Annotated in this window: 21 protein-coding genes; 13 read left to right on the forward strand and 8 right to left on the reverse strand. The window is 59.8% G+C overall.

Features of this window, described 5'->3' with window-relative positions; all coding sequences use genetic code 11:
- The first annotated feature begins 9 nt into the window (after positions 1–9).
- The 6 genes from PGR6_RS23630 (at position 10) to PGR6_RS23655 (ending at position 7,986) form a co-directional block, all read left to right on the forward strand.
- Positions 10–1,461: an alginate O-acetyltransferase gene (locus tag PGR6_RS23630; protein ID WP_018927129.1), complete on the forward strand. Its 1,452-nt coding sequence runs from the start codon at positions 10–12 to the stop codon at positions 1,459–1,461.
- 11 nt (positions 1,462–1,472) lie between these two features.
- Positions 1,473–2,603, forward strand: coding sequence for a mannuronate-specific alginate lyase (locus PGR6_RS23635; RefSeq protein WP_442963840.1), 1,131 nt, complete (start codon positions 1,473–1,475; stop codon positions 2,601–2,603).
- A gap of 248 nt (positions 2,604–2,851) precedes the next feature.
- A complete protein-coding gene (locus PGR6_RS23640; RefSeq protein WP_018927131.1) occupies positions 2,852–4,417 on the forward strand; it encodes an MBOAT family O-acyltransferase in 1,566 nt (521 codons plus the stop codon).
- Positions 4,418–4,428: 11 nt separating this feature from the next.
- The gene (locus PGR6_RS23645; RefSeq protein ID WP_064620196.1) at positions 4,429–5,604 is read left to right on the forward strand and encodes an alginate O-acetyltransferase; all 1,176 of its coding nucleotides are present in this window, start codon (positions 4,429–4,431) and stop codon (positions 5,602–5,604) included.
- Positions 5,605–5,619: 15 nt separating this feature from the next.
- A complete protein-coding gene (locus PGR6_RS23650; RefSeq protein WP_019581115.1) occupies positions 5,620–6,276 on the forward strand; it encodes an alginate O-acetyltransferase AlgF in 657 nt (218 codons plus the stop codon).
- 258 nt (positions 6,277–6,534) lie between these two features.
- Positions 6,535–7,986 (forward strand): mannose-1-phosphate guanylyltransferase/mannose-6-phosphate isomerase, encoded by a 1,452-nt coding sequence (locus PGR6_RS23655; RefSeq protein ID WP_064620199.1) that lies wholly within the window; start codon positions 6,535–6,537, stop codon positions 7,984–7,986.
- 82 nt (positions 7,987–8,068) lie between these two features.
- Here PGR6_RS23655 and PGR6_RS23660 read toward each other — a convergent pair whose 3' ends face one another.
- Positions 8,069–10,786 (reverse strand): RHS repeat-associated core domain-containing protein, encoded by a 2,718-nt coding sequence (locus PGR6_RS23660; RefSeq protein ID WP_064621355.1) that lies wholly within the window; start codon positions 10,784–10,786, stop codon positions 8,069–8,071.
- 184 nt (positions 10,787–10,970) lie between these two features.
- Here PGR6_RS23660 and PGR6_RS23665 point away from each other — a divergent pair, with 184 nt between their 5' ends.
- From PGR6_RS23665 to PGR6_RS23675, 3 genes are read left to right on the forward strand one after another with little or no spacing between them, the layout of a single operon-like run.
- Entirely contained in the window at positions 10,971–11,435 is a 465-nt protein-coding gene (locus PGR6_RS23665) for a hypothetical protein (RefSeq protein ID WP_018927136.1), read from the forward strand.
- A gap of 32 nt (positions 11,436–11,467) precedes the next feature.
- Positions 11,468–12,292 (forward strand): SDR family oxidoreductase, encoded by an 825-nt coding sequence (locus PGR6_RS23670; protein ID WP_064620202.1) that lies wholly within the window; start codon positions 11,468–11,470, stop codon positions 12,290–12,292.
- 46 nt (positions 12,293–12,338) lie between these two features.
- Positions 12,339–12,737, forward strand: coding sequence for a DUF4440 domain-containing protein (locus tag PGR6_RS23675; protein WP_018927138.1), 399 nt, complete (start codon positions 12,339–12,341; stop codon positions 12,735–12,737).
- Between the two features lie 45 nt (positions 12,738–12,782).
- Here PGR6_RS23675 and PGR6_RS23680 read toward each other — a convergent pair whose 3' ends face one another.
- The 4 genes from PGR6_RS23680 to PGR6_RS23695 are packed head-to-tail and all read right to left on the reverse strand — an operon-like array spanning position 12,783 to position 17,613.
- Complete coding sequence (locus PGR6_RS23680) at positions 12,783–13,646, reverse strand: efflux RND transporter periplasmic adaptor subunit (RefSeq protein ID WP_018927139.1); 864 nt, start codon at positions 13,644–13,646, stop codon at positions 12,783–12,785.
- A gap of 25 nt (positions 13,647–13,671) precedes the next feature.
- Entirely contained in the window at positions 13,672–13,872 is a 201-nt protein-coding gene (locus tag PGR6_RS23685; RefSeq protein ID WP_007896379.1) for a DUF1656 domain-containing protein, read from the reverse strand.
- The gene (locus PGR6_RS23690) at positions 13,862–16,054 is read right to left on the reverse strand and encodes an FUSC family protein (RefSeq protein WP_064620205.1); all 2,193 of its coding nucleotides are present in this window, start codon (positions 16,052–16,054) and stop codon (positions 13,862–13,864) included. Before PGR6_RS23690 ends, PGR6_RS23685 begins: the two co-directional genes overlap by 11 nt.
- Before the next feature lie 59 nt (positions 16,055–16,113).
- A complete protein-coding gene (locus PGR6_RS23695; RefSeq protein ID WP_064620208.1) occupies positions 16,114–17,613 on the reverse strand; it encodes an efflux transporter outer membrane subunit in 1,500 nt (499 codons plus the stop codon).
- A gap of 272 nt (positions 17,614–17,885) precedes the next feature.
- Here PGR6_RS23695 and PGR6_RS23700 point away from each other — a divergent pair, with 272 nt between their 5' ends.
- From PGR6_RS23700 to PGR6_RS23710, 3 genes are all read left to right on the forward strand, one after another.
- Positions 17,886–18,854 (forward strand): LysR family transcriptional regulator, encoded by a 969-nt coding sequence (locus PGR6_RS23700; RefSeq protein WP_018927142.1) that lies wholly within the window; start codon positions 17,886–17,888, stop codon positions 18,852–18,854.
- Positions 18,855–19,173: 319 nt separating this feature from the next.
- Positions 19,174–19,548, forward strand: a complete 375-nt coding sequence (locus PGR6_RS23705; RefSeq protein WP_064620211.1) for a DUF6124 family protein — start codon at positions 19,174–19,176, stop codon at positions 19,546–19,548.
- A 229-nt stretch (positions 19,549–19,777) separates the two neighbouring features.
- On the forward strand, positions 19,778–20,752 hold the full coding sequence (locus PGR6_RS23710) for a 2-hydroxyacid dehydrogenase (protein WP_018927144.1): 975 nt from the start codon (positions 19,778–19,780) through the stop codon (positions 20,750–20,752).
- Between the two features lie 124 nt (positions 20,753–20,876).
- Here PGR6_RS23710 and PGR6_RS23715 read toward each other — a convergent pair whose 3' ends face one another.
- Positions 20,877–21,779 carry a DMT family transporter gene (locus PGR6_RS23715; RefSeq protein ID WP_018927145.1) on the reverse strand — a complete coding sequence of 301 codons (903 nt, stop codon included), beginning with the start codon at positions 21,777–21,779 and terminating at the stop codon, positions 20,877–20,879.
- Between the two features lie 138 nt (positions 21,780–21,917).
- On the opposite strand from PGR6_RS23715, the gene PGR6_RS23720 reads away from it, so the two are divergent.
- The gene (locus tag PGR6_RS23720; protein WP_064620214.1) at positions 21,918–22,793 is read left to right on the forward strand and encodes a helix-turn-helix transcriptional regulator; all 876 of its coding nucleotides are present in this window, start codon (positions 21,918–21,920) and stop codon (positions 22,791–22,793) included.
- A 107-nt stretch (positions 22,794–22,900) separates the two neighbouring features.
- On the opposite strand, the gene PGR6_RS23725 is transcribed toward PGR6_RS23720, so the two are convergent.
- Both PGR6_RS23725 and PGR6_RS23730 read right to left on the reverse strand, forming a co-directional pair.
- Entirely contained in the window at positions 22,901–23,311 is a 411-nt protein-coding gene (locus PGR6_RS23725) for an HPF/RaiA family ribosome-associated protein (protein ID WP_064620217.1), read from the reverse strand.
- Positions 23,312–23,510: 199 nt separating this feature from the next.
- Positions 23,511–24,473 carry a LysR substrate-binding domain-containing protein gene (locus tag PGR6_RS23730; protein WP_064620220.1) on the reverse strand — a complete coding sequence of 321 codons (963 nt, stop codon included), beginning with the start codon at positions 24,471–24,473 and terminating at the stop codon, positions 23,511–23,513.
- Positions 24,474–24,528 lie beyond the last annotated feature (55 nt).

Below are 24,528 nucleotides of genomic sequence, written 5' to 3' on the forward strand. Positions count from 1 at the left end.
GATAATTTTATGCACCCACACTTGATCAAATTACTCAGCCTGTCGGCCCTGACCGCGGGTATTCTCGCGGCCAGCACTGGCGTGCGTGCCGAAGACGCCAAGGCACCGAGCTTCAGCGCCGAGCCGTGCTGCAGCCTGTGCCCGGCAGCCCACGACCCGAAGAACTACACCACCCGCTATCAGCAGAACTTCACCACGCTGGTGCAGGCCCAGGGCGACTGGCTGTTCCGTACCCAAGAAGACTTGCGCACCGAGTTCGACACCACACCCGCCGGCTACAAACGCCTGAAACAACTGCACGATGCGTTCAAGAGCAAAGGCGTGGAGCTGGTCATCGTTTACCAGCCGACCCGTGGCCTGGTGAACCGCAACAAGCTGAACCCGGAAGAAAAAGCCAAATACGATTTCGACAAGGCCCTGACCAACTACAAGACCATGCTCGGGCGCTTCGCGCAGATGGGCTACGTGGTCCCCGACCTGTCACCACTGACCAACGAATCGCTGCCCGACACCCTGCCCGCCCACGATTTCTACTTCCGCGGCGACCAGCACTGGACCCCGTATGGCGCCCAGCGCACCGCGAAGATCGTCGCCGAGAAGGTCAAGCAGTTGCCGGCCTTCGCCGACATTCCCAAGCGTGAATTCGAGACCCATAAGTCGGGTCGCATGGGCAAGACCGGAACGTTACACAACATGGCGGGTCAACTCTGTGGCACCAGCTACGCGATCCAGTACATGGATCAGTTCACCACCGAGCCCAAGGGCGAAGCAGCGGATGGCGATCTGTTCGGTGAATCCGGCAACCCGGAAATCACCCTGGTCGGCACCAGCCACAGTGGCAAGAACTACAACTTCGCCGGTTTCCTCGAAGAGGCCATCGGCGCCGACATCCTCAACGTGGCATTCCCCGGCGGTGGCCTGGAAGGTTCGATGCTGCAGTACCTGGGCAGCCAGGAGTTCCAGACCAAGCCTCCGAAAATTCTCATCTGGGAATTCTCGCCGCTTTATCGCCTCGACCAGGAAACCATCTACCGCCAGATGATGGCGCTGCTCGACAACGGTTGCGAAGGCAAGGATGCACAGATGAGCAGCAGCGCCATGGTGAAGCCGGGCAAAAACGAACTGTTGGTCAACAGCAAGAACCTGGACCTGCGCAACAGCGACCACCAGGTCGACATCCGCTTCGCCGATACGTCGGTGAAAACCTTGCATGCCACCCTCTGGTACATGAATGGGCGTCATGAGGACATCAAGATCGAGAAACCGGAAACCTCCGAAACCGACGGGCGTTTCGCCTTCGAGTTGCGCACGGACGAAGACTGGGCCTCGCAGAATCTGCTGGCCGTTGAAGTCCAGGGGCCTGAAACACCAGGTGCCGCGCCGCAGAAAGTCGAAGCGAAAATCTGCAAACGTAACGTGTTCTCCGGCACCGGGCAGCGTACTGCTCAAGCCGGGCAATGAGGCTACCTCTTATGAACTGCATGCAAACCCGAACTTTGAAACAGTTACTCGCGCCTTCCCTGCTGGCTCTGGCGATGTTCGCTGGCGCCACTCAGGCCGCCGCACCACTGCGCCCGCCTCAAGGGTATTTTGCGCCTGTGGATAAATTCAAGACCGGCGACAAGAGTGAAGGCTGCGACGCAATGCCGACGCCGTACACCGGCGCCCTGCAGTTTCGCAGCAAATACGAAGGCTCCGACAAGGCCCGTTCGACTCTGAACGAGGAATCGGAAAAGGCCTTCCGCGACACCACCGCCGACATCACCAAGATCGAGCGCGGCACCAGCAAGCGAGTGATGCAGTTCATGCGTGACGGTCGCCCGGAACAACTGGAATGCACCCTCGACTGGTTGACCGCCTGGGCCAAGGCCGATGCATTGATGTCCAGGGACTTCAACCACACCGGCAAGTCCATGCGCAAATGGGCGCTGGGCAGCATGGCGTCGTCCTATATCCGCCTGAAATTCTCTGACTCCCATCCCCTGGCCACCCACCAGGAACAAGCGCAGGTGATTGAAGCCTGGTTCAGCAAAATGGCCGATCAGGTGGTCAGCGATTGGGACAACCTGCCGCTCGAACAGACCAACAACCACTCGTATTGGGCCGCCTGGTCGGTGATGGCCACGTCGGTCGCCACCAACCGCCGCGACCTGTTCGACTGGGCCGTGAAGGAATTCAAGGTCGGCGCCAATCAGATCGATGCCCAAGGCTTCCTGCCTAACGAACTCAAGCGCCAGCAACGCGCCCTCGCCTACCACAACTATGCCCTGCCGCCGCTGGCGATGATCGCCAGTTTCGCCCAGGCCAACGGTGTGGATTTGCGTCAGGAAAACAACGGTGCCTTGAAACGCCTGGGTGATCGCGTGCTGGCCGGCGTGGACGACCCGGATCAATTCGAGAAGAAAAACGGTAAAGGCCAGGACATGACCGATCTCAAGATCGACTCGAAATTCGCCTGGCTCGAACCGTTCTGCTCGCTCTACACCTGCGCGCCGAATGTGCTGGAACTCAAGCACAAGATGCAGCCGTTCAAGTCTTTCCGCCTCGGCGGGGACTTGACCAAGGTCTACGACCCGGCCAATGAAAAAGGCAAAGGTTCTTAAAGCTGACTGTATTCCCCTGTGGCGAGGGAGCTTGCTCCCGCTCGGCTGCGAAGCAGTCGTAACCCAGTGAACGCGGATTGATTGAGACACCGCGTCATCAGGTTTCAGGGGCGCTTCGCACCCCAGCGGGAGCAAGCTCCCTCGCCACAGGTAAGTGCACAGCATGCAATACAACCACCCCGGATTTTCGTGGGGGGTTTGGGGGGGCCGTTGGCCCTTGACTGTTGGTTAAACATGGAGAGATCAGGATGGTATTTTCATCCAACGTGTTCCTGTTTCTGTTCTTGCCGATCTTTCTCGGCTTGTACTACTTGAGCGGGCAACGCTATCGCAACTTGCTGCTGCTGATCGCCAGCTACGTGTTCTACGCCTGGTGGCGTGTGGACTTCCTTGCGTTGTTCGCAGCCGTCACGCTGTGGAACTACTGGATCGGCCTGAAAGTTGGCGCCGCTGGTGTCCGGACCAAACCGGCCCAGCGCTGGCTGCTGCTCGGCGTCGCGGTGGACTTGTGCATCCTGGGCTACTTCAAGTACGCCAACTTCGGCGTGGAGAGCATCAACGCGATGATGACCTCGGTCGGTCTGTCGCCGTTCATCCTGACCCACGTACTGTTGCCGATCGGGATCTCGTTCTACATCTTCGAGTCCATCAGCTACATCATCGACGTTTACCGCGGCGATACCCCGGCCACCCGCAACCTGATCGACTTTGCCGCATTCGTAGCGATCTTCCCGCACTTGATCGCGGGCCCCGTGCTGCGTTTCCGCGACCTGGCCGACCAGTTCAACAACCGCACCCACACCCTCGACAAGTTCTCCGAAGGTGCCACGCGGTTCATGCAGGGTTTCATCAAGAAGGTGTTCATCGCCGACACCCTGGCGGTGGTCGCCGACCATTGCTTCGCCTTGCAGAACCCGACCACGGGCGATGCCTGGCTCGGCGCCCTGGCCTACACCGCACAGCTGTACTTCGACTTCTCCGGCTACAGCGACATGGCGATTGGCCTGGGCTTGATGATGGGTTTCCGCTTCATGGAAAACTTCAAACAGCCGTACGTCAGCCAGTCGATCACCGAGTTCTGGCGGCGCTGGCACATCAGCCTCTCCACCTGGCTGCGTGATTACCTGTACATCACCCTCGGCGGTAACCGTAAAGGCACGCTGATGACCTATCGCAACCTGTTCCTGACCATGCTGCTCGGTGGTCTGTGGCACGGCGCGAACATCACCTACATCGTCTGGGGCGCCTGGCACGGCATGTGGCTGGCAATCGAAAAAGCCATCGGCCTGAACACTTCGCCGCGCAGCTTCAACCCGATCCGCTGGGTCCTGACCTTCCTGCTGGTGGTGATGGGCTGGGTGATCTTCCGCGCAGAGAACCTGCACGTCGCCGGTCGCATGTACGGCGCAATGTTCAGCTTCGGCGAATGGTCGCTGTCGGAACTCAACCAGGCCAGCCTCACCGGTCTGCAAGTGGCAACCCTGGTGGTGGCTTACGTGACCCTGGCGTTCTTCGGCCTGCGTGATTTCTACACCAACCAGCCGCCGGTCAAGACCAAACCTGCGGTGAACATCGAAACCGACGGCCCGGCCGCGGCGACGCCTGGAATGATCAAAGCCGTACCGGGCGACAACCCGGCCAGCATCCACGAGCCGGGTTACACCGTTGGCGTTGAAGCGACTGTGCAACCGGCCTATTGGACCGCCGACTGGTCCCGTTACGTGATGCGCGCCCTGGTACTGCTGCTGTTCATTGCCTCGATTCTCAAACTCTCGGCGCAAAGCTTTTCGCCGTTCCTTTACTTCCAGTTCTGAGGGATCTGACCATGACCCGCTCATTACGCATCTTCTACATCGCGCTGTTCCTGGTGACCTTGCTGGTCCTGGGCGTGTGGTCGGTACGCAGCTTCTTCGGCTTCAGTACCAACGCCGATGCCACCGTGCTCAACGGGCGCTGGACCAAAGCCGTCGAGACGCACTATGACGACGAGTTCCCGATCAAGCGCCTGGGCACCAACCTTTGGGCCGCGCTGGATTTCAAACTGTTCAACGAAGGTCGTCCGGGCGTGGTGCTCGGTCGCGATCAGTGGCTCTACAGCGATGAAGAGTTCCACCCGATCGTCAACGAAGAGTTGAACCTGCAAGGCAACTACGCGCTGGTCGAAGGCGTGCGCCAGGAACTGAAAAAGCGAGGCGTGCAACTGGTGATGGCGATTGTTCCGGCCAAGACGCGTCTGTACCCGGAGCACCTGGGTGAAGTGAAGCCGGCGAGTATCCACGCCAATCTGTACAAGGACTTCCACGCTCGCGTGGCGGCCGACAAGATCCTCGCCCCTGACCTGCTCGGCCCGCTGCAACAAGCCAAGCACGACGGTCAGCAAGTGTTCCTGCGTACCGACACCCACTGGACCCCGGAAGGCGCACAAGTCGCTGCCCAGACCCTGGCCAAAACCATCGCCGACAAGGCTCCGCTCAGCGGCGAACCGCAAAACTTCGTCACTGAACCGGCGGAGAAGGTGACGCACAAGGGCGACCTGCGGTTGTTCCTGCCGCTGGACCCGCTGTTCGAAAACCTGATGCCAGCGCCAGAACCTTTGCAGAAGCGCAACACCGTGGCGGCCCAGGATCAACCGACCGGTGATGACGCGTTGTTCGCCAACACGGAAGTGCCGGTGGCCCTGATCGGCACCAGCTACAGCGCCAACCCTAACTGGAACTTCGTCGGTGCGCTGAAAGAAGCGCTGCACAGCGACGTGGTCAATTACGCCGAAGACGGCCATGGCCCGATTCTGCCGATGCTCAGCTACCTGAAAAGCGATGCCTTCAAGAACAGCCCGCCACAAGTGCTGATCTGGGAATTCCCTGAACGATATCTGCCTGTGAACAACGAAATCGGTGACGCCGACCCGCAGTGGGTCGCAGAGCTTAAACAAGCCGGCGCGCGCCAACAAAACGTAGCTGTAAACACCAAATCCGAGACGCCCGACCGGGCGCAAAACTGAAAGAGAGGTACACCCATGACTTTCACTACTACTCCTCGCCGTCTCGCCAAGACCTTCGCTCTCGTTGCCGGCATGAGCGTGCTCTCGATGCAGGCTTTTGCCGGTGGCGACGCCGCCCTCTACGGCCCGACCGCACCGAAAGGCTCCACCTTCGTGCGGGTCTACAACGCCGGTAACGCTGAAGTCAGTGCTACAGTCGGCACCACCAACCTGAACGAAGTCGCGCCACTTTCCAGCACTGACTTCAGCTTCATGCCGGGCGGCGACTACAGCGCCAAGGTCGGTAGCCAGACCTTGCCGGTGAAACTGGCCGGCGATCACTATTACACTCTGGTCAACAACGCCAGCGGCGCGCCACAACTGATCGAAGAGCCGCCGTTCAAGAACAAACAGAAATCCCTGGTACGCGTGCAGAACCTCAGCGACAAGGCCCTGACTCTGAAAACCGCCGACGGCAAGACCGATGTGGTGCCGAACGTGGCCGCCAAGGGCCGTGGCGAGCGTGAAATCAACCCGGTGAAAGTCAGCCTGGCGCTGTACGAAGGCGACAAGAAAGTCGGCGACGTGAAGCCGGTTGCCCTGGAGCGCGGTGAAGCGGCGGTGCTGTACGTCACCGGCAACGGCAGCAGCCTGTCGCCAGTCTGGGTCAAGCGCCCGGTGTCGACGCGCTGATTAATTCATCAGGACGGTGATCACCCTGTAGCAGCTGGCGAAGCCTGCGTCCGACTGCGAAGCAGTCGCAATCCAAGCAACTCGGTCTTTCTGAATGACCGCATTGACGGGATTCACGACGACTACGTCGCCGAACGCAGCCTCGCAGGCTCGGCAGCTGCTACAGAATCGGTGAGCCGATCTGATTACGGAACAAAAACAAGAGTGAAACGACAGAACGTTCGTGGCTCTAACCAATCGATTTAAGGGAGTAACAACATGATTCCGGTGATCTTGTCAGGTGGTAGCGGCTCACGTCTTTGGCCGCTTTCCCGAAAGCAATTCCCCAAGCAATTCCTCGCCCTGACCGGCGAACACACGCTGTTCCAGCAAACCCTGGAACGCCTGGTGTTCGAAGGCATGGATACCCCGATCGTGGTCTGCAACAAGGATCACCGCTTCATCGTCAACGAGCAGCTGAGCGCCCGTAAACTGGAAACCCAGCGCATCCTGATGGAACCGTTCGGCCGTAACACCGCGCCGGCCGTGGCCCTGACCGCGATGATGCTGGTCAATGAAGGTCGCGACGAGTTGATGCTGGTGCTGCCGGCCGACCACGTCCTGGAAGACCAGAAAGCCCTGCAACGCGCCCTGGCCCTGGCCACTGTGGCGGCCGAGCGTGGCGAAATGGTGCTGTTCGGCGTGCCGGCGACCAAACCGGAAACCGGTTACGGCTACATCAAATCCACCAACGATGCCCTGCTGCCGGAAGGCGTCAGCCGTGTCTCGCACTTCGTCGAAAAACCCGACGTGAAACGCGCCACCGAGTTCGTCCAGTCCGGCGGTTATTTCTGGAACAGCGGCATGTTCCTGTTCCGCGCCAGCCGCTTCCTCGAAGAGCTGAAAAAGCACGATCCGGACATCTACGACACCTGCGTACTGACCCTGGAACGTAGCGTGCAGGATGCCGACACCATCGATATCGACTCCGCCACCTTTGCCTGCTGCCCGGACAATTCCATTGACTATTCGGTGATGGAAAAAACCCAGCGCGCCTGCGTCGTACCGCTGACCGCGGGCTGGAGCGATGTCGGTTGCTGGTCGTCGCTGTGGGAAGTCAATGAAAAGGACGCCAACGGCAACGTCACCAAAGGCGACGTGGTCATCCAGGACAGCAAAAACTGCATGATCCACGGCAACGGCAAACTGGTGTCGGTGATCGGCCTGGAAAACATCGTGGTGGTCGAAACCAAGGACGCCATGATGATCGTCCACAAGGACAAGGTCCAAGGCGTCAAACAGATGGTCAACACCCTCAACGAACAGGGCCGCAGCGAAACCCAGAACCACTGCGAAGTCTATCGTCCGTGGGGTTCCTACGACTCGGTGGATATGGGCGGTCGTTTCCAGGTCAAGCACATCTCGGTCAAGCCGGGCGCGTGCCTGTCGCTGCAGATGCACCATCACCGCGCCGAACACTGGATCGTGGTCAGCGGCACCGCTGAAGTGACCTGCGACGAAAACGTGTTCCTGCTCTGCGAAAACCAGTCGACCTACATCCCGATCGCCTCGGTACACCGTCTGCGCAACCCGGGCAAGATTCCACTCGAGATCATCGAAGTGCAATCGGGCAGCTACCTGGGCGAAGACGATATCGAGCGGTTTGAAGATATCTACGGTCGCTCCACCCCGATCGAGCGCGGCGTGTCGGTGAAAACCATCGCGCAGTAATCAATCAGCAAATCAAAAAGCCCTCGTCCAGCCCGCTGCGTTCCCTATCCGCAGCGGGTTGGGCGGGGGCTTTTTTTCACATTCATGCAGCCTTACGGGTTGTGGCTGGTTTTCTATGCCAGCCACTGACCTTTATTGATCCTGGTATTTTGATCTCAAGTGTTCCATGAAACGCACTATCGATACTGTCAAGTAATGCTCGTGAACTCATTCTTCCCACCTGAACCGGACTGATTCCCGAGTTGCCTAACAGCAGCGCCTTCAATTCTTTCAGTGGGCCTTTAACCATTGGCACCGCGCCCAGGTCCGAAGAGTGTTTGGGATCGAGTACATCGGGAGAAGCAAAAAACTCTACCTTATCGAAATCTTTACCCAAGGCTGCCTCCAGCACCTTGTCATCCTCAAGATCGTATTCGGCAAAGTGTGTCATCGAGCCGAGAAACTTGCGTTCATTCACTTCTCCATTTATCGCCAGAAGAAAGAAGGTGAAGCCCATGTTCCCGGCCTTGGTCCAATCCTTTTCATTGGTATTGCCGCCCTTTCCGCCCAACGTCTTCAAGTTCTGGTGAACCAAAGAAAAGTTAGACGCGATTTCCATAAAGGGAGGTGTTTCGCCGCTGCTCCCGTAGACCGTGTAATGGCGCAAGGTAAAGTTCTGGGGCTTGGTCTTTTCAAGCACCGCAGGTGTTGCCTTTGCTGTTTTGAACTTCAGTTTGTCCTGAGTGATTGTGTTCATCATGTTGTAAGGAGTCACTCTATCCGTATCGCTGTAATTGTCCTTATACGATTCAAAAATCTCGATCGCTGTACGCACTGCCGAGTTGGATTTTGAGTTTTCACCCTGCTCGTCAAAGAACGTTAACGGGTTGTTTCGAACCATCCGATACAGGTTCAAGCCATCCACAGCGCCTGCCGGATCGGTACTCGCCCATCGCTGCAACCACGGTATGTAGTACCGGAAGCCATAGCAATAAAGCCCCGTGGCATCCTGTTCCTTGCCCGAATAACGAATGGTTTTATAGTCCATTTCAATCGCGTCGTACCACGCGGTCTCGCCAAAGGGATAAAAAATTTCCCGGCTGATGATTTGCGCGTCATCGGCCAGTTCCACGGTGCAGGAGCTCAGGTGATCGACCAGGGTGTAGCGGTACTGATCGTTGACACCGGACGGTGGCTCGCTGTCCCAATGCAACACCCGCACGGTGTTGAGGCCAGCCTGCGCGGTGATGACCTGCAACACCACCCCGGTGCCACTGTCGGTACGAAGTTCCAAACCCTGCAAGTAACGCACTTCAGCTATCACGGTGCGAGCCCTGGTCTGCAACGCGCGGATTTTGCGCACCCGCTGGCCAGCGCCATCGTAAAAATAGCACTCACCGTCATTGCGTCGGGAGGCGCGTTCCACCGGGCTGACCGAGCGCAATTGATTGCGCAGATCCCAGGTCAACAACCGTCCCTGGTCCAACTCCAGCAAATTACCTTTGGCGTCGAATGCGGCGGCGATGTCCTCTTCAGTGGGCGGCACGCCGTTGCGCCAGGGCAGGCAGCGATTGCTGTAGCGGGCAGCTTTCAAATCGCGCCCATGTTTTTGCGCGCCGATGTGGGTCAGCTTCAGCAGATTGCTGCCCTCGTCATAGTGGTAAATCTGCCGATAGTTGCTAACCGCCGCCGGATCGGTGCGACCAACCGACTCGGGTCCTTGATCGGGACCGCCCGCCTCCCAGCCAAAGGCTTCGATCAACTCGTACAGGCTGTTGTAGATGAAGCGACTGATCGGGTCGATGCGCTGGTTGGCGAAGTAGCGCACGGGCAGGGCCTTGTCCTCGATGCTCAAGACATTGCCCATCCGGTCATAGTCGTAGATCAGATGCTGCAACATTCGGGCACTGGCATCCTGTGCCCGACGCTCCATCAACAAACCGTCTTCGGGTCGATAGGCCAGCGTCGTCCGCACCCCGTTACCCGCGACCTCCTCTTCGACTTGCCCTTGGGCGCTGTAGCGGATCTCGCTGACCAACGTTTGCCAAATGGATTGATCCTTCAATTGCAGTCGGCTTTCGCGCAATCGGCCATCGACGGTCAGACCGAAAGTCTGACGATTACCCTTGGCATCGGTCTGTTCCAGCACATCACCCAACGGGCCGAAACGCCACCTGGACGTCGCCCCAGTCCCCGGTTCGAGCAGCCGTCGGCGATCATCAATCGATTCCGGCCAATCGGGGGTTACCGGCTCAAGGGTGAAGTGGCGGGTGTTTTCGATGCCTTCACCGCTGATCGCAAACGAGTCGAACAGTACGCTGCCCGCCGGGTCGTCATGGCGAATCAGTTTGCCGTACTGGTTAAGGTCCTGATTACCCTGGCCCGGGTAGCCATAAGTAAAGCGCTCGACACAGCGACGGGGCTCCACGGCGCCCTGTTCGAACACCGCCACGGGCCGCAGCAAATCGTCATATTCGACCTCGCGACGTGTTTCGCGGCTGTCCCAGTCCGACAACACTTCGTCGGCCAGACCGCGCAGGGTGATCTGCGTTCCGGCATCAACGCTGTCCGTGCGCAACGCGTTCCCGGACAGCGAATACACCGTGATCAGATTGGGAGGGGTCAGGGGATCGCCTTCTTGCAGCGCCCATAACCGCGGATCCCACTGTTTGACTGCACGTCCTGCGCCATTGTGAGCAGTGCGATTGATGCGAGCCTCAGCGGGCAGGTTTTCGATGGCGCGCCAGTAATCTACCAAGCGGATCGACAGGCCGCGCGGATCGAAGACCGTCAGTGTAGGTGTCTTGAGGTGCATCTCCATCTCCATCGCCACCGTCCATCGAATAACAGCCCCGTCGGCCAATGTCTTCTAACGTTTCAAGAACATGGCTGGCTACTGTCAGAAATTACAGTACCGACCAACGGTACAACCCCCTGCTCACCGAATATCCATTCTCGTGCCCCTTCGGTAGGATGTCGGTTATCCGTTCATGGAGCGTTCAAACATGTTCATCGGCGTCCTGCTGGTCATCACCTGGCTGATCCTGCTGCTGCGCTACCCGGCCAAGGCCGTGCCGGTTTCCGTGGCGGCCGCTGTCGGATTGGGCCTGGTGGCGACGTGGGTGTTCTGGATGGACAATCGCGAAATCAAGCAACTGGCACGCCTTGAGCTGCGCATCACTTACGCACCCGAGCACTGCCCGGCAGATCGGCCATTGAAGCTCACGATGAAAAACGGCAACGACGTGCCACTGATCGAGTTGCGCTGGCGCATCGCGGCGTATGCGCCGGGCGATACGGTGAACCTGGCCGACAATCAATACGCCGCGCCACGTTATCGCGGCCCCGGCGAATTGCAGGCCGGCGGCAGTTGGGAAGACTGCTTGCCGCTACCGCCCTTGCGCCCCGGCTACCGCCCGCAAACCCTGGAATTTCGCGCTGAACGGTTGCAGGGTAGTTTCTCCGACTGATCCCCCTTTTTCTTTTGCACAAGGACCGCGCCATGCCTGTTGCGTTGATTACCGGTTGCTCCAGCGGCATTGGCCGCGCACTTGCCGACACCTTCAAAAATGCCGGTTACGAAGTCTGGGCCAGTGCCCGCAAGGCTGAAGACGTGGCAGCCCTCACCGCCGCCGGTTTCACCGCCGTGCAGCTGGACGTTAACGATGGCCCGGCCCTCGAACAGCTGAGCGAGCGGATCAACCAGCAACGCGGCGGTCTCGATGTGCTGATCAACAATGCCGGTTATGGCGCCATGGGGCCGCTGCTCGATGGCGGCGTGCCGGCCATGCAGCGCCAGTTCGAAACCAACGTGTTTGCGATTGTCGGCGTCACTCGCGCAATGTTCCCGGTACTGCGTCGCGCCCGGGGGCTGGTGGTGAACATCGGCAGCGTTTCCGGGGTTCTGGTCACGCCGTTTGCCGGTGCCTACTGCGCCTCGAAAGCCGCCGTGCATGCCTTGAGCGATGCGCTGCGCATGGAGCTGGCGCCGTTCGGCGTGCGGGTCATGGAAGTTCAGCCTGGGGCCATCGCCTCCAGCTTCGCGAAAAATGCCGGCCACGAAGCCGAGCAATTGATCACCGAACAATCACCGTGGTTTCCACTGCGTGAAGGTATTCGTGCACGGGCCAAGGCCTCTCAAGATAAACCAACGCCGGCCAGTGAATTTGCCGCCGGTTTGCTCAAGGCTGTGCAGCAGAGCAAACCACCGCGTCTGGTGCGTTTGGGTAACGGCAGCCGGGCGTTGCCGTTAATGGCGGGGTTATTGCCAAAAGGGTTGCTGGAGTCGGGGTTGATGAAGCGGTTCGGGTTGCGCGGGCAGCTCTGAGACCGCGAAGGCGTCAAAACACACTTTCAGACTTTCAGGAAACAGCATGACCGACTACACCGAATACTTTGACGAAGTGATCCAGGCCCACGTAGCCATCGAGCAATGGTTGGCCGAGGAACGGGACGAGGCCGAGCTTGAGCAATTGCTGACGCGTTTTTCGCCGCAGTTTTCCATGGTCTCGCCGTTGGGCCGGGTGCTGGATTTCGAGGCGTTGAATGAATTGTTTCTGTTGGCGGGCGGGAAGAAGCTCGGGTTCAGGATCGAGCTCAGCGAGCTGCGAGGTGTCGCGCTGTATGACGGTGGCGCAGTGGTCAGTTACCGCGAGCAACAGACCGATGCGACGGGGCTGCATTCTGATCGGCGGTCCTCGGCGGTGTTTGAGAAACAGGCCGATGGCAAGGTGGTTTGGCGGCATTTGCATGAGACGTTTTGCCAAGGCTGACACGGCCACTTTTTGTGGCGAGGGGGCTTGCCCCCTCGCCACAGGTTATTCGCCAGCCGGGGGGTTCACCACCACCGTACACGTAATCCCCGCCGCCAACAGCACGCCCTCCGGCACTTCATCAATGTGAATCCTTACTGGCACCCGCTGCGCCAGACGCACCCAGTTAAAGGTCGGGTTCACATCAGCGATCAGCTCGCGGCTTTCCGGATTATCGCGGTCGTAGATGCCGCGAGAAATACTTTCCACGTGGCCCTTGAGCACTTCGCCACTCATCAATTGCATGTCGGCTTTATCGCCCACGCGAACATGCGGCAGTTTGGTTTCTTCGAAGAAGCCATAAACCCAGAACGAATTCATGTCGACCACCGCCATTTTCGCTTCGCCGATGCGCGCATAGTCACCGCGATGGACGTTGAGGTTGGTGACGTAGCCGTCCACCGCCGCCCGCACTTCGGTGCGTTGGAGGTTCAGTTCGGCGGCTTCCAGTTGCGCTTGCGCGTTCTGGTAATCGGCCAGGGCCGAGTCGGCGATGTTGGTGGCGTCGTCGCGGTTTTCCCTGGAGATCACCAGGTTGTCGAGGTCGGCGCGGCGATGGGCGTTGACCTTGCGCATCTCCCACGTGGCCTTGCGCGAGGCCACCAGGCTCTGCGCCTGTTTCACCGCGAGGCGGTAATGCTCGGGGTCGATGCGCATCAGCAAGTCGCCCTTTTTCACCAACTGGTTGTCGCGTACCGGCACCTCCACCACCTCACCGGTCACGTCGGCGGCGACGTTGATGATGTCGGCGCGCACCCGGCCGTCACGGGTCCAGGGCGTGTTCATGTAATGCACCCACAAGGTCCGGCCGATCCACAGGGCAAGGGCCAGCACCAGCAAGGTCGCGAGCAGGCTGAAAAGCTTTTTCATCAAGGCCTTCTTCAGTGATAGAGAGTCAACGGTAGACAGTCAGCGCCAAGGCGCCGAACAGACAGGTAAACAGGCTCAGGCGCAGCAGCGCCGGGTGCCAGAAGAAGCGGTACAGATCGAACCCGGACAAGAACCGGTCCAGCGCCCAGGCCAGCGCCGCCGCAATGAAAAACATCAGGGTCATGGTCGGCATGTACACGCCGTGGAAGGCGATTTCACGAGGCATGTTCAAGTCCTTGGGGCTTGGCAGTGGTGTATGAAGCCAGCGGCGATTGCGGGTCGAGCAACGAGGTGCGGATGAAGTGCAGGTAACTCTTCACCCGGCGTAATGCGGAGGTATCAAAGTGCGGCGCAAAGGGTTCGTCGGTGGCCTGCACGCGGCCGATCGCGTGGTCGACGGCGACCAGCGCCCGCTCCAGATTGCTCTGGCCCGGTTGCAGAAACAGCCGCACCAGCGAACGCCCCATCACCCGGATGGACTGGCGCCACGGCTGGGATTCGGCATACGCCGGGTGCACCGGCAGAATCGCTTGTTCCTTACGCAGTTCGATAATCGCGTGGCCAACTTCCAGCACCACCAACATCCAGCGCAACAAGTCCCGCTGCACCTGCGGCTGCCCTGCGGCGAGGCCATAGGCCTGATGCAGCAAGTCCCGCGTACGGCTTTCGAAACTCGACGCCAGCCCTTTGAGTTTGCCGCTGATGGCGTACACCACTTGCCCGCGCAAGTCCTGCTCCAGCCGCCGCCACAACCAGCGGCTGTTGGGCGGCAGAATGATTGCCCCGGCCGCCGCGCACACCAGCATGCCCATGACCATGGCGATGTAGTCGTTGATAAAGGCGTAAGGGTTGTAGACCGTAAGGTTGTCCGGCACCGAACCGGTGCTGAAGAAGATCAGCAAACCCAGGCCGACACCGGCGTATTGCGGCCGAGAAGTGAGGAACGAGCCGAGCACGATCACCGGCGCGAGCATCACGCAAAGCAATGGAAAGCCGTCGATCCAGGGAAAGATGAAAAACATCTCGACGAAGCCGATCAGCGCCCCGAGCAAGGTCCCGCAGGCCATCTGAAACGCCATGCGCTTGGGGTTTGGCGTCGCGGCTGACAGGCCAACGGTGGCGGCAGCGATCAGGGTCATGGTAGCCCCGCTCGGCCACGCGGTGGCCACCCAATAGCTGCCGAGCACCACAAGGATGAACGCGGCGCGAATCCCCGACGCGGCCGAGGCCAGCCAATTGGTTTGCGGGGTGAAGGGTTCGTCCCAGCGTTCACGTTCGTGGCTGTGATCGGCCAGGGACGCGTGGGTCTGTGCATAACTGTGCAAGTCGTCGACGAAGCGATAAAGCAGTTCGTAGGCGGTGTGAAAATCCAGCTGCTCGGCGTCGCTCGGATCGTTCTCCTGAAAGCTCGCCCGCAGCTTGCGCACCCGCGCCGGCAAGTTGTCCTTATAGGTCGCCAAGGCGCTGGTCAGGCGAGCGGCATCAGGGCTGGTCAGCGCACGGCCGCTGAAACCGTCGAGCACTTCGGCCAAGTCCTGCAACCCTGGTTTGATCGCCGCGACAACATGATCGGCGCCACTGCTGCGCAGGCGCTCGAGCAACTGATGCAGGGCATTGAAGCGCGTGGTGACGCCCATGAATTCGCTGTTCAAGCGACTGAGCCGCCCATTGCGCCGACGCATGTGCGGGTCTTCGAACACCGTGACGCTGCGCAGTCCTTCCAGGCCCACCGCTTCGGCGATGAACCGAACGTTGCTTGCTTCGAACGCTTCGCGCCGACTGCGACCGCGCAAGCCATCGGTGACGAACAACGCGAACACGCCGAAGCGCTGATACAACGCATTGCGCATCGCCGCACTGGCGGTTTGCGGCAGGATCGCGGCGCTGACCAGCGTCGAGCAGAGAATCCCCAGAGAGATTTCCAGCACTCGCCAGACCGCAGCCATGAATGCGCCGTCCGGGTGAGCCAGAGCGGGCAGCCCAACCATCGCCGCCGTATAACCGGCGAGCACAAATCCATAGGCGCGAAAGTTGCGACAATGCGCTGCGCCAGCCGTGCACAGGCCGACCCAGATTGCCAGCGAGCCGAGGAACAGTTCGGTGTTCTGCGCGAACAAGGCAATCAGCACGACCATCACCGCCGACCCGGCCAACGTGCCAAGGAAGCGATAGAAACTCTTGGCGAACACCTGGCCGCTTTGCGGTTGCATGACGATGAACACGGTGATCATCGCGGTGCGTGGTTGCGGCAATTCAAGACGCATGGCCAGCCACAACGTGAGGAATGCGGCGAACAGCACCTTGAAAATGTAGACCCAGGTCACGCCGTCGCTGCGCGCCCAGTCGAAGAAACCCCGGCGCCATTCAAGGGAATACAGCCAGCGCAAAGGTGCGGGCAAGGGAGTCATGAAATCGTGCTCAATGGTCTAGGGCTTGAGGAACTGTGGGTGTGCCTGAAACGTCGTGCTCACTTCAAAAGGCTCGGGGTTTTCGGGGGCAGGGTTTTCTCGGCACTCGGGACGTCGTTGCCAGCGCCAAGGCCTCCGCCCAAAGCAGTCACCAGCTCAGCATGAGCACTCAACCGCGCAGCCTGAACCTGCTGCTGCACTTGCTGTTGCTTGAACAGCAAAGTCTGCGCATTGAGTACGTTGAGGTAGTCGGTGAGCCCACGTTGATAGGCGATCATCGCGATGTCGTAGGTCTTCTGCGCCGTGGCCACCGATTCGGCGGCGAACGTTTGCTGCTTGTCCATCGACTCGCGGCGGATCAACTGGTCGGAGATGTTCTTCAGCGCATTGACCAGCGTCTGGTTGTATTTGGCCACGGCAATGTCATAACCGGCCGAGGCTTCACCCAGCTCGGAACGCAAGCGGCCGCCGTCAAAAATCGGCAATGTAATCGCAGGTCCCACGCTGTAGTTGAGCTTCTTGCCGGTCAGGAACTCCAGCGCACCGCCGCCAGTGGCCATGTAACCGAGGCTGCCGACCAGATCGACGTTGGGGTAGAAGCCTGCGTGAGCGACATCGATGCCCCGCGCCTGGGCCGCCACTTGCCAGCGACTGGCAACCACGTCCGGGCGTTGACCGAGCAATTGCGCCGGCAGCGACGACGGTAACTTCAGCGCCGTCCCCAACGACAGCGTCGGCCGTTGCAACTGCGCGCCCTCCCCCGGTCCCTTGCCGGCCAAGGCCGCGAGCTGGTTACGGCTGAGGGCGATTTCTTCATCCAGCGCATCAAGCTGGCGATGGGTTTCCGGTAGCGGCGTTTCGGCCTGGCTGACTTCGAAGTGCGTGCCGATGCCACCGTCCAGGCGTTTTTGCGCCAGGTCGAGGATTTGTTGTTGCTGCTTCAAGGTGGCCGCGACGATGTCCCGTTGCGCGTAATGCAACGAGAGTTCGATGTAGGCGCGCACGATGTTGTTCTGCAATTCGAGCTGGGCCTGCCGTGCTTCGGCAGCGCTCATGTGCGCCATGTCCACCGCTCGCTCGGTGGCGTTGCTTTCGCGCCCCCAGAGGTCGAGGGCATAGCTGAAGCCCAGCGCGGCGTTGTTGTCCCAAGTGGTGGTGTTGGCCAACTCACCGGGGCCGTAGAACTGATCGGTGGGCCAGTTGTGGCGTTTGAGGGTCGACTGGCCATTGATCTGCAGCGACTCGGCGGACTCGGCGATACCCGCCATGGAACGGGCCTGACGCACTCGCGCGGCGGCCATGGCCATGTTCGGACTGTCTTGCAGGGCGAGGGAGATCCAGCGGTTCAGTTGCGGGTCGCCGTAGGCCTGCCACCATTGGGCGGTGGGCCAGTGAGCGTCCCGGGCGGCGCTCTGGATGGCTTCGTCGGTGGCCAGTGAATTGGCCTCCAGTGCCTTGCCTTGTGGGGCAATACCGCCGGTTCCGATGCAGCCGCTGATTGCCAGGGTTAAAGCCAAAACACTGAGCGTCTTGAGCGCTCTGTTGATGCGACGCGGCACTGCTGCAAATTCCTGAAAGGGGGGAGAGTCACGAGATCCTGTAGGAGCCGGCTTGCTGGCGATGGGAACGCCGCGGTCTATCTGAAGACCGCAGTGATGCCATCGCCAGCAAGCCGGCTCCTACAGTCGGCGCAATTCTAGGGGTGGGCCTTGTTGGCGATAAGCCGGGATTCTTGTGAATCTTTGTTACCGTTAACGAGATAATCCCTTGGTCGGGGTCTCAGTCTCTGAAACTTCGTGTCACAATTTGCCATCCGCCAAGAGAGCACCCCATGGACACTTTGCAAAACATGCGCGCCTTCAGTTACGTGGCCGAGGCCGGCAGCTTCACCGCCGCCGCCGTACAACTGGACACCACCACGGCCAACGTCTCGCGCGCGGTCTCCAACCTGGAGGCCCACCTGCAAACCCGCCTGCTCAACCGCACCACCCGGCGCATTGCCTTGACCGAAGCGGGCAAGCGCTATCTGTTGCGCTGCGAGCAGATCCTGGCCTATGTCGAAGAAGCCGAAGCCGAGGCCAGCGACGCCCACGCGCGCCCGGCCGGGCAACTCAAGGTGCACACCATGACCGGCATCGGCCAGCACTTCGTGATCGACGCCATCGCTCGCTACCGCAAGACCCACCCCGACGTGACCTTCGACCTGACCATGGCCAACCGTGTGCCGGACTTGCTCGACGAGGGCTACGACGTGTCCATCGTGCTCGCCAGCGAACTGCCCGACTCGGGCTTCGTCTCCCAACGTTTGGGCATCACCTACAGCATCGTTTGCGCATCGCCCGCCTATGTAAAAGCCAACGGCTGCGCGCAGAAGCCCAGCGACTTGCTCAATCACATGTGCTTGCGCCTGGTGAGCCCGGTGATCCCGCTGGAAAAGTGGGCTTTCGATGGCCCCGAAGGCCAGGAAATGGTCACCATCAACAGCTCACCGTTCTTGGTGAACTCCGCTGACGCGATGAAGACAGCGATCACCAGCGGCATGGGGGTTGGGGTGTTGCCGGTGTATGCGGCGATTGAAGGGCTGCGCAACGGTACGCTGGTGCGGGTGATGCCAAAGTACCGCTCGCAGGAATTGAATCTGTATGCGATTTACCCGTCGCGGCAGTATCTGGACGCGAAGATCAAGACCTGGGTCGAATACTTGCGTGGATCGTTGCCGGAGATTCTGGCGGCGCATCAGGCGGAATTGGCGGCGTATGAATTGAGCGGCAGCTTGGGCGGGGCTCGGCTGGCGAACTGATTTCACGGTCCTACAGACGCGGTGATTTTGGGGGATGTTTCCGACGAGTTCTGTCGGTTGTTGGGTCGGAAGCGAAGTGGGTAGGCTTTGTGGGTCGCTGGCAATTCAGCGATCGGGCCTGGAAAACCCGAAGTATAGGATCACAGCAAATGACATAATGCGGCGCTTTTGTAGCTCCACAGTTATGGCGGCTGTGCGTGGGAGACCTTCGGGTCTGCCGGGTTTGATCCTTTACCGGTTTTTCCAGTCCGCGTACAGCTGCCACCCTTTGTCTGGAAAACGAAAAAGTGGCAGCTCCTCAACTTTAAGGATCTTTGCCATGTTTAAAGCCACACCGAATCCGCCTCAGGCGGACGACACTTCCCCCTACGAATCCCTCGATTCCAAGAAACTCAACGAAGCCGCCGAACGCGCGCTCGACCACTACCTCAAGCCTCCACCCAAACAACCCGAAGGCCGCAAACCAAGCAGGATGTTTCAGGTCGCACCGGACATGGACAACGAAAGCCTGCTGGCCCATGTCTGCGAATCCCTGGCCTCGGCCAGCGTCATGACCAGCGACATTGCCGCCTATGTCGACGCCCCGCAGCGGCACACGCTCCTGGCGATCCAGCAAGTCATCATGCTGGCCGAACTGGCGGTGAACCGGGTGCTGGATAACGTCGACGTACCGAAGCCTGCGCCACATAGCTGACGCATTGTAGGAACGACCTGTGGCGAGGGGGCTTGCCCCCGTTGGGCTGCGAAGCAGCCCCAAAATCTCTGGTGGTCCAAAGATATTGTGAGTGCTACGCACTCAAACGGGGGCAAGCCCCCTCGCCACAGGTCGTTCCTACAGTTTTGGATGGCGTACACCCTCGCATAATGTCCGCGAAGAATGTTAGCTTGCTTGGCAATCTCCACGCCCGACGAGCCCCTCTCCAATGAAAAAAACCGTCCTCGCCTTCAGCCGCATCACCCCGCCCATGATCGAACGCCTGCAACAGGATTTCGATGTGATCGTGCCGAACCCGAAAAACGGCGACATCGCCGCCCAGTTCAACGAAGCCCTGCCCCACGCCCACGGCCTGATCGGCGTTGGTCGCAAACTCGGCCGGGCGCAACTGGAGAACGCCAGCAAACTGGAAGTGGTGTCCAGTGTCTCCGTCGGCTACGACAACTATGACCTCGCCTACTTCAACGAACGCGGGATCATGCTCACCAACACCCCCGACGTGCTCACCGAAAGCACCGCCGACCTGGCCTTCGCCCTGCTCATGAGCAGCGCCCGCCGCGTCGCCGAACTGGACGCCTGGACCAAGGCTGGCCAATGGCAAGCCACCGTCGGTGCACCGTTATTCGGTAGCGATGTGCATGGCAAAACCTTAGGGATAGTCGGCATGGGCAACATCGGCGCGGCCATTGCCCGTCGTGGTCGACTGGGCTTCAACATGCCGGTCATCTACAGCGGCAACAGCCGCAAGACCGCACTGGAACAGGAACTCGGCGCACAGTTCCGTAGCCTGGATCAACTGCTGGCCGAAGCCGATTTCGTCTGCCTGGTGGTGCCGCTCAGCGAAAAAACCAGGCACCTGATCAGCCACCGCGAACTGGCACTGATGAAACCGAGCGCCATTCTGGTGAACATCGCCCGTGGCCCGGTGGTAGACGAGCCGGCGCTGGTCGAAGCGCTGCAAAACAACCGGATTCGTGGCGCCGGGCTGGACGTTTACGAGAAAGAACCACTGGCTGAATCACCGCTGTTCCAACTGAAAAACGCCGTGACCCTGCCGCATATCGGCTCGGCCACGCACGAAACCCGCGAAGCCATGGCCAACCGTGCGTTGGCTAACTTGCGCAGTGCCTTGTTGGGTGAAAGACCGCAGGATCTGGTGAACCCACAAGTGTGGAAAGGCTGATCAAAAAGGGCGGGTGTTTTAAACACCTGCCTGCTCTCGGCATATTGTCGACTTCATATTGCCGTTGCTGATTTATATCGCTATCAGAATCGAGCGCTGAGTTGTTCAGCGCTCGGTCAAAGCATCAGGCCAATTTGCCGCTTCCCTGCACCATCGGTGCCTTGGGCTTACGAAACACCAGTACATTGCCCAACATCACCAGCACCAACCCCACCAATGCCGGCGCCGTCCATTGATAGCCCTCGGCAAACGCCGACACATTCAGCGCCACCACCGGGAATAACACGGTGCAATACGCCGCCCGCTCCGGCCCCATGCGCCCGACCAGCGTCAGGTAGGCGGTGAAGCCGATCACCGAGCCCGGAATCACCAGGTACAGCAACGAGCCGATGTAACGGGCGTTCCATTCCATGTCGAACGGGATACCTTTGACCAGGCACCACACCGACAACATCGCTGCGCCATAAGCCATGCCCCATGCATTGGTGGTCAGGGGTTTCAGGCCGGCCCTCTGCTGCAGACTCGACAGCATGTTGCCCGCCGAGAAGCACAAGGTTCCGAGCAACGCCAGAGCCAACCCGAGCAAGGTTTCCGGGCTGGCGGTATGACCGGCCAGCTCCGGCCAGAACAACAGGCCCAAGCCGAGCAAGCCCAACGCACCGCCCATCAACACGTTTCGAGCGATTTTCTGGCCAAAGAACACCCGCGCATTGAAGGCGTTCCACAACGTGGCGGTGGAAAACACCACGGCGACCAGACCGCTGGGGATCCACTGGCTGGCGGTGAGGAAGCACATGAAATTGATACAGAACAGGCACAGCCCCTGCGCCAGGCAAATCAGATGCCCGCGACGGTTCATCACTTGCAGACGCCGGCTAAGCAACAACATCACGAACAGCACCAGCGCGGCGAGGCCGAAGCGATAGACGATCGACACCGGAATCGCCACCACGCCCAATTGCCATTTCAAGGCAATCCAGGTGGTGCCCCAGATCAATACGGTCAGCAGGTATAGCGAGAGGTTCATGGTGAAGACTCCTGAATAGGCCTTCAGTGTCCGGCGCGACACCCTTTTGCACTTGCATAAACTTGCGCTTTTGTCGGTCGGCAGGCTGGCAGGCCAGCGTCTACGGAGTAGGATGCAAGGCGTTGGAGAGAACCGATCATGGCCGCACTGGAAACGTTGCAAGTCTTTCAAGCCCTCAACCGCTCGCCCAATGCTCGCCTGGAGCACAGCGCCGAGCTCGGTGACGGCATGGCTGCGGCTTTGTGGAGCAACCACCATGACGCCCAGGACTACGAAGCGCCGAGCCATCACACTTTGTCGTGCTACATCGCCGGCGGCACCGGCACCTTTCGCCGCGACCAGCCCGGCACCAAGGGCGGCCCGGACAAGCTGTGCATTCTGCCGGCCGACCATCAGTCAGGCTGGGTGATCAACGGCGACATTCGCCTGGCCCACCTGTATTTCAGCCCCGAACAATTTGCCGTTGGTTGCGTCACGTTGCTGGATCGCGAGCCACGGGAATTGCAGTTGCGCGAGCGCACGTTCCTCGAAGACCCGCAGCAAGTACGGCACTTTCGGCAGTTGATCAGCCTCAACTGGGACGAACCCGGCGAACGCCTGCTCACCAGCAGCCTGGCCCACGAGATGCTCAGCCACGCCTTGCTCAGCCAGGTTGGTGTGCGTCAGGGCCTGCGCCTCAAGGGTGGATTGGCGGCGCATCAGCGGCGGCAACTGGTGGAGTTCATCGACAGTCAGTTGGCGGAGGCGATCAGCCTTGGGCAATTGGCGAGCTTGTGCGCGCTGTCGGAATATCACTTTGCGCGGATGTTTCGTGTGAGCTTCGGCTTGCCGCCGCATCAGTATGTGTTGGCGCGGCGTCTGAGGCGCGCGCGGGAGTTGTTGCGCGCATCGTCGCAGCCGTTGGGAGAGATTGCGCTGGCGTGCGGGTTTGCCAGTGCGAGCCATTTCACCAACCGGTTTCGACAGGCGTTGGGTGGGACGCCTGGGGAGTATCGGCAGGCGTTTTTACGCTAGAACAAAGAGTAAAAGATCACAGCCTTCGGCAGCTCTCGCGCCAGAAACAAAACGGGCCTGCAATCGCAGGCCCGTTTTAATCAGGAAGGTAAAAGGTGAATCAGGCCTCAGCCATTGAGCGCAGCCTGTTCGTTCTCGAGAAACTCATCCTCAAGCAGCGCATCGGCATGAGCGCCCCTATCGAACGGCACCACAGCGGCGCGTGGTTTGCCGCGTAATTTGCCAAACATATGCTCCAGCGCATGTTCAAGTTTTTCGGCTGCCCCGTCGATCGCCAGTTCCAGGGAGTCAGCTTTATGGGTGACGGAAATCGGTTGATGGCCTTTTGGCCGCGCTTCCAGCTGGCAGCGCATGTCATGGGGACCAGGCTTGTCGCCGTTCTCGTCCCGCAGATGGACCTCGACGCGGGTCAGGTCCTCTTCATAACGTTCGAGCGTGCTCTCAATGGTAGTACGTACCCACTCCTCCAGTCGTTTACTGCTTTGAATATGGTTATCGCTATTGACTTGGATTTGCATAGTTCTTCCCTTATTTCAGCTAGCTCGCAAGAGGCGCATCGGCTGGCCCTTGGGCGTCATCACCGCAACCTCTTGGTTACACAATCGGTGTGTGCGCGGAACATTTCAAGCCCTAAAAAAAGATAAATATTCATACGCAAAAAAAGCCGGACAACGAGCAAAAGCGCTGTTAATGTCGGGAGTTGGGTCGGCCCTGTCTTCAGTCACAAATGGTCACATCTGCCACGCCCCCCAGCGGATGCAGGTCACGAAAAATCCCCGCCTCTTCCACCAGCCAGTCATGCACCGCGCGTACGCCCGGATGGCTCAGCGCACCCGGCGCGTAGAGCAGCACGTAGCGCTTGTGATTTGGCACCGCCAGGCCAAACGGCACGATCAGCGTGCCCCGTTCCAGCTCATCGTTAAGCAGCGTTCGTCTAGCAATCGCCACACCCATCCCGGCAATCGCCGCTTCGATGGTCAGGTGATTGCGGTTGAAGGTGTGCCCGCGCCGCACGTCCGCACCTTCGAAACCGATGGCATTGAGGTAAAACTCCCATTCCGCGTACTCGTAGCTACCGCGCCACGCGGTGATGTCATGCAACAACGGGAAGTGCATCAAGTCTGCCGGGCCGTGCAGCGGCGGACGCCCTCGCAACAGGCTCGGGGCGCACACCGGAAATATCTGCTCGTCGAGCAAGGCTGTGGATAACAATCCGGGATAGCTGCCGTCATTCAGATCGATCGCCAGGTCGAAATCTCCCTCGTGCAACGGCACGCTGCTGTCCTCCGCCACCAGGCGCAATTGAATGTCCGGAAAACGCTGCTGCAAACGCGGCAAACGCGGGGTCAGCCATTTGCTCAGGAACGAGGGAATCGAACGCACCCGCAAAATCCCGCTGATCATTCCCGCATCCAGTCGTCGCAATTCTGCGTCGATGCTGCCGTAAGCCTCGTTGACCGTAATGGCCAGGCGCTGGCCCTGCGCACTCAATTCCACCCCACGGGCGCGACGGTGAAACAGGCGAAACCCCAGCCGCTCTTCCAGTTGCCTAATTTGCTGACTGACCGCACCCGGCGTGATGTGCAGTTCTTCGGCGCAACGGGTGAACGACAGGTGCCGCGCGGCACAGGAAAACACGTGCAGCCAGACATAAGTCTGGGCGTGCAATTGACGACTCATCGTTTAGTCCTGCTAAAGGCTGTCTTAGGAAGTTTCGTTGGTCACGTAGGACCGA

It is taken from the genome of Pseudomonas sp. GR 6-02 (genome assembly GCF_001655615.1).
Classification (GTDB): domain Bacteria; phylum Pseudomonadota; class Gammaproteobacteria; order Pseudomonadales; family Pseudomonadaceae; genus Aquipseudomonas.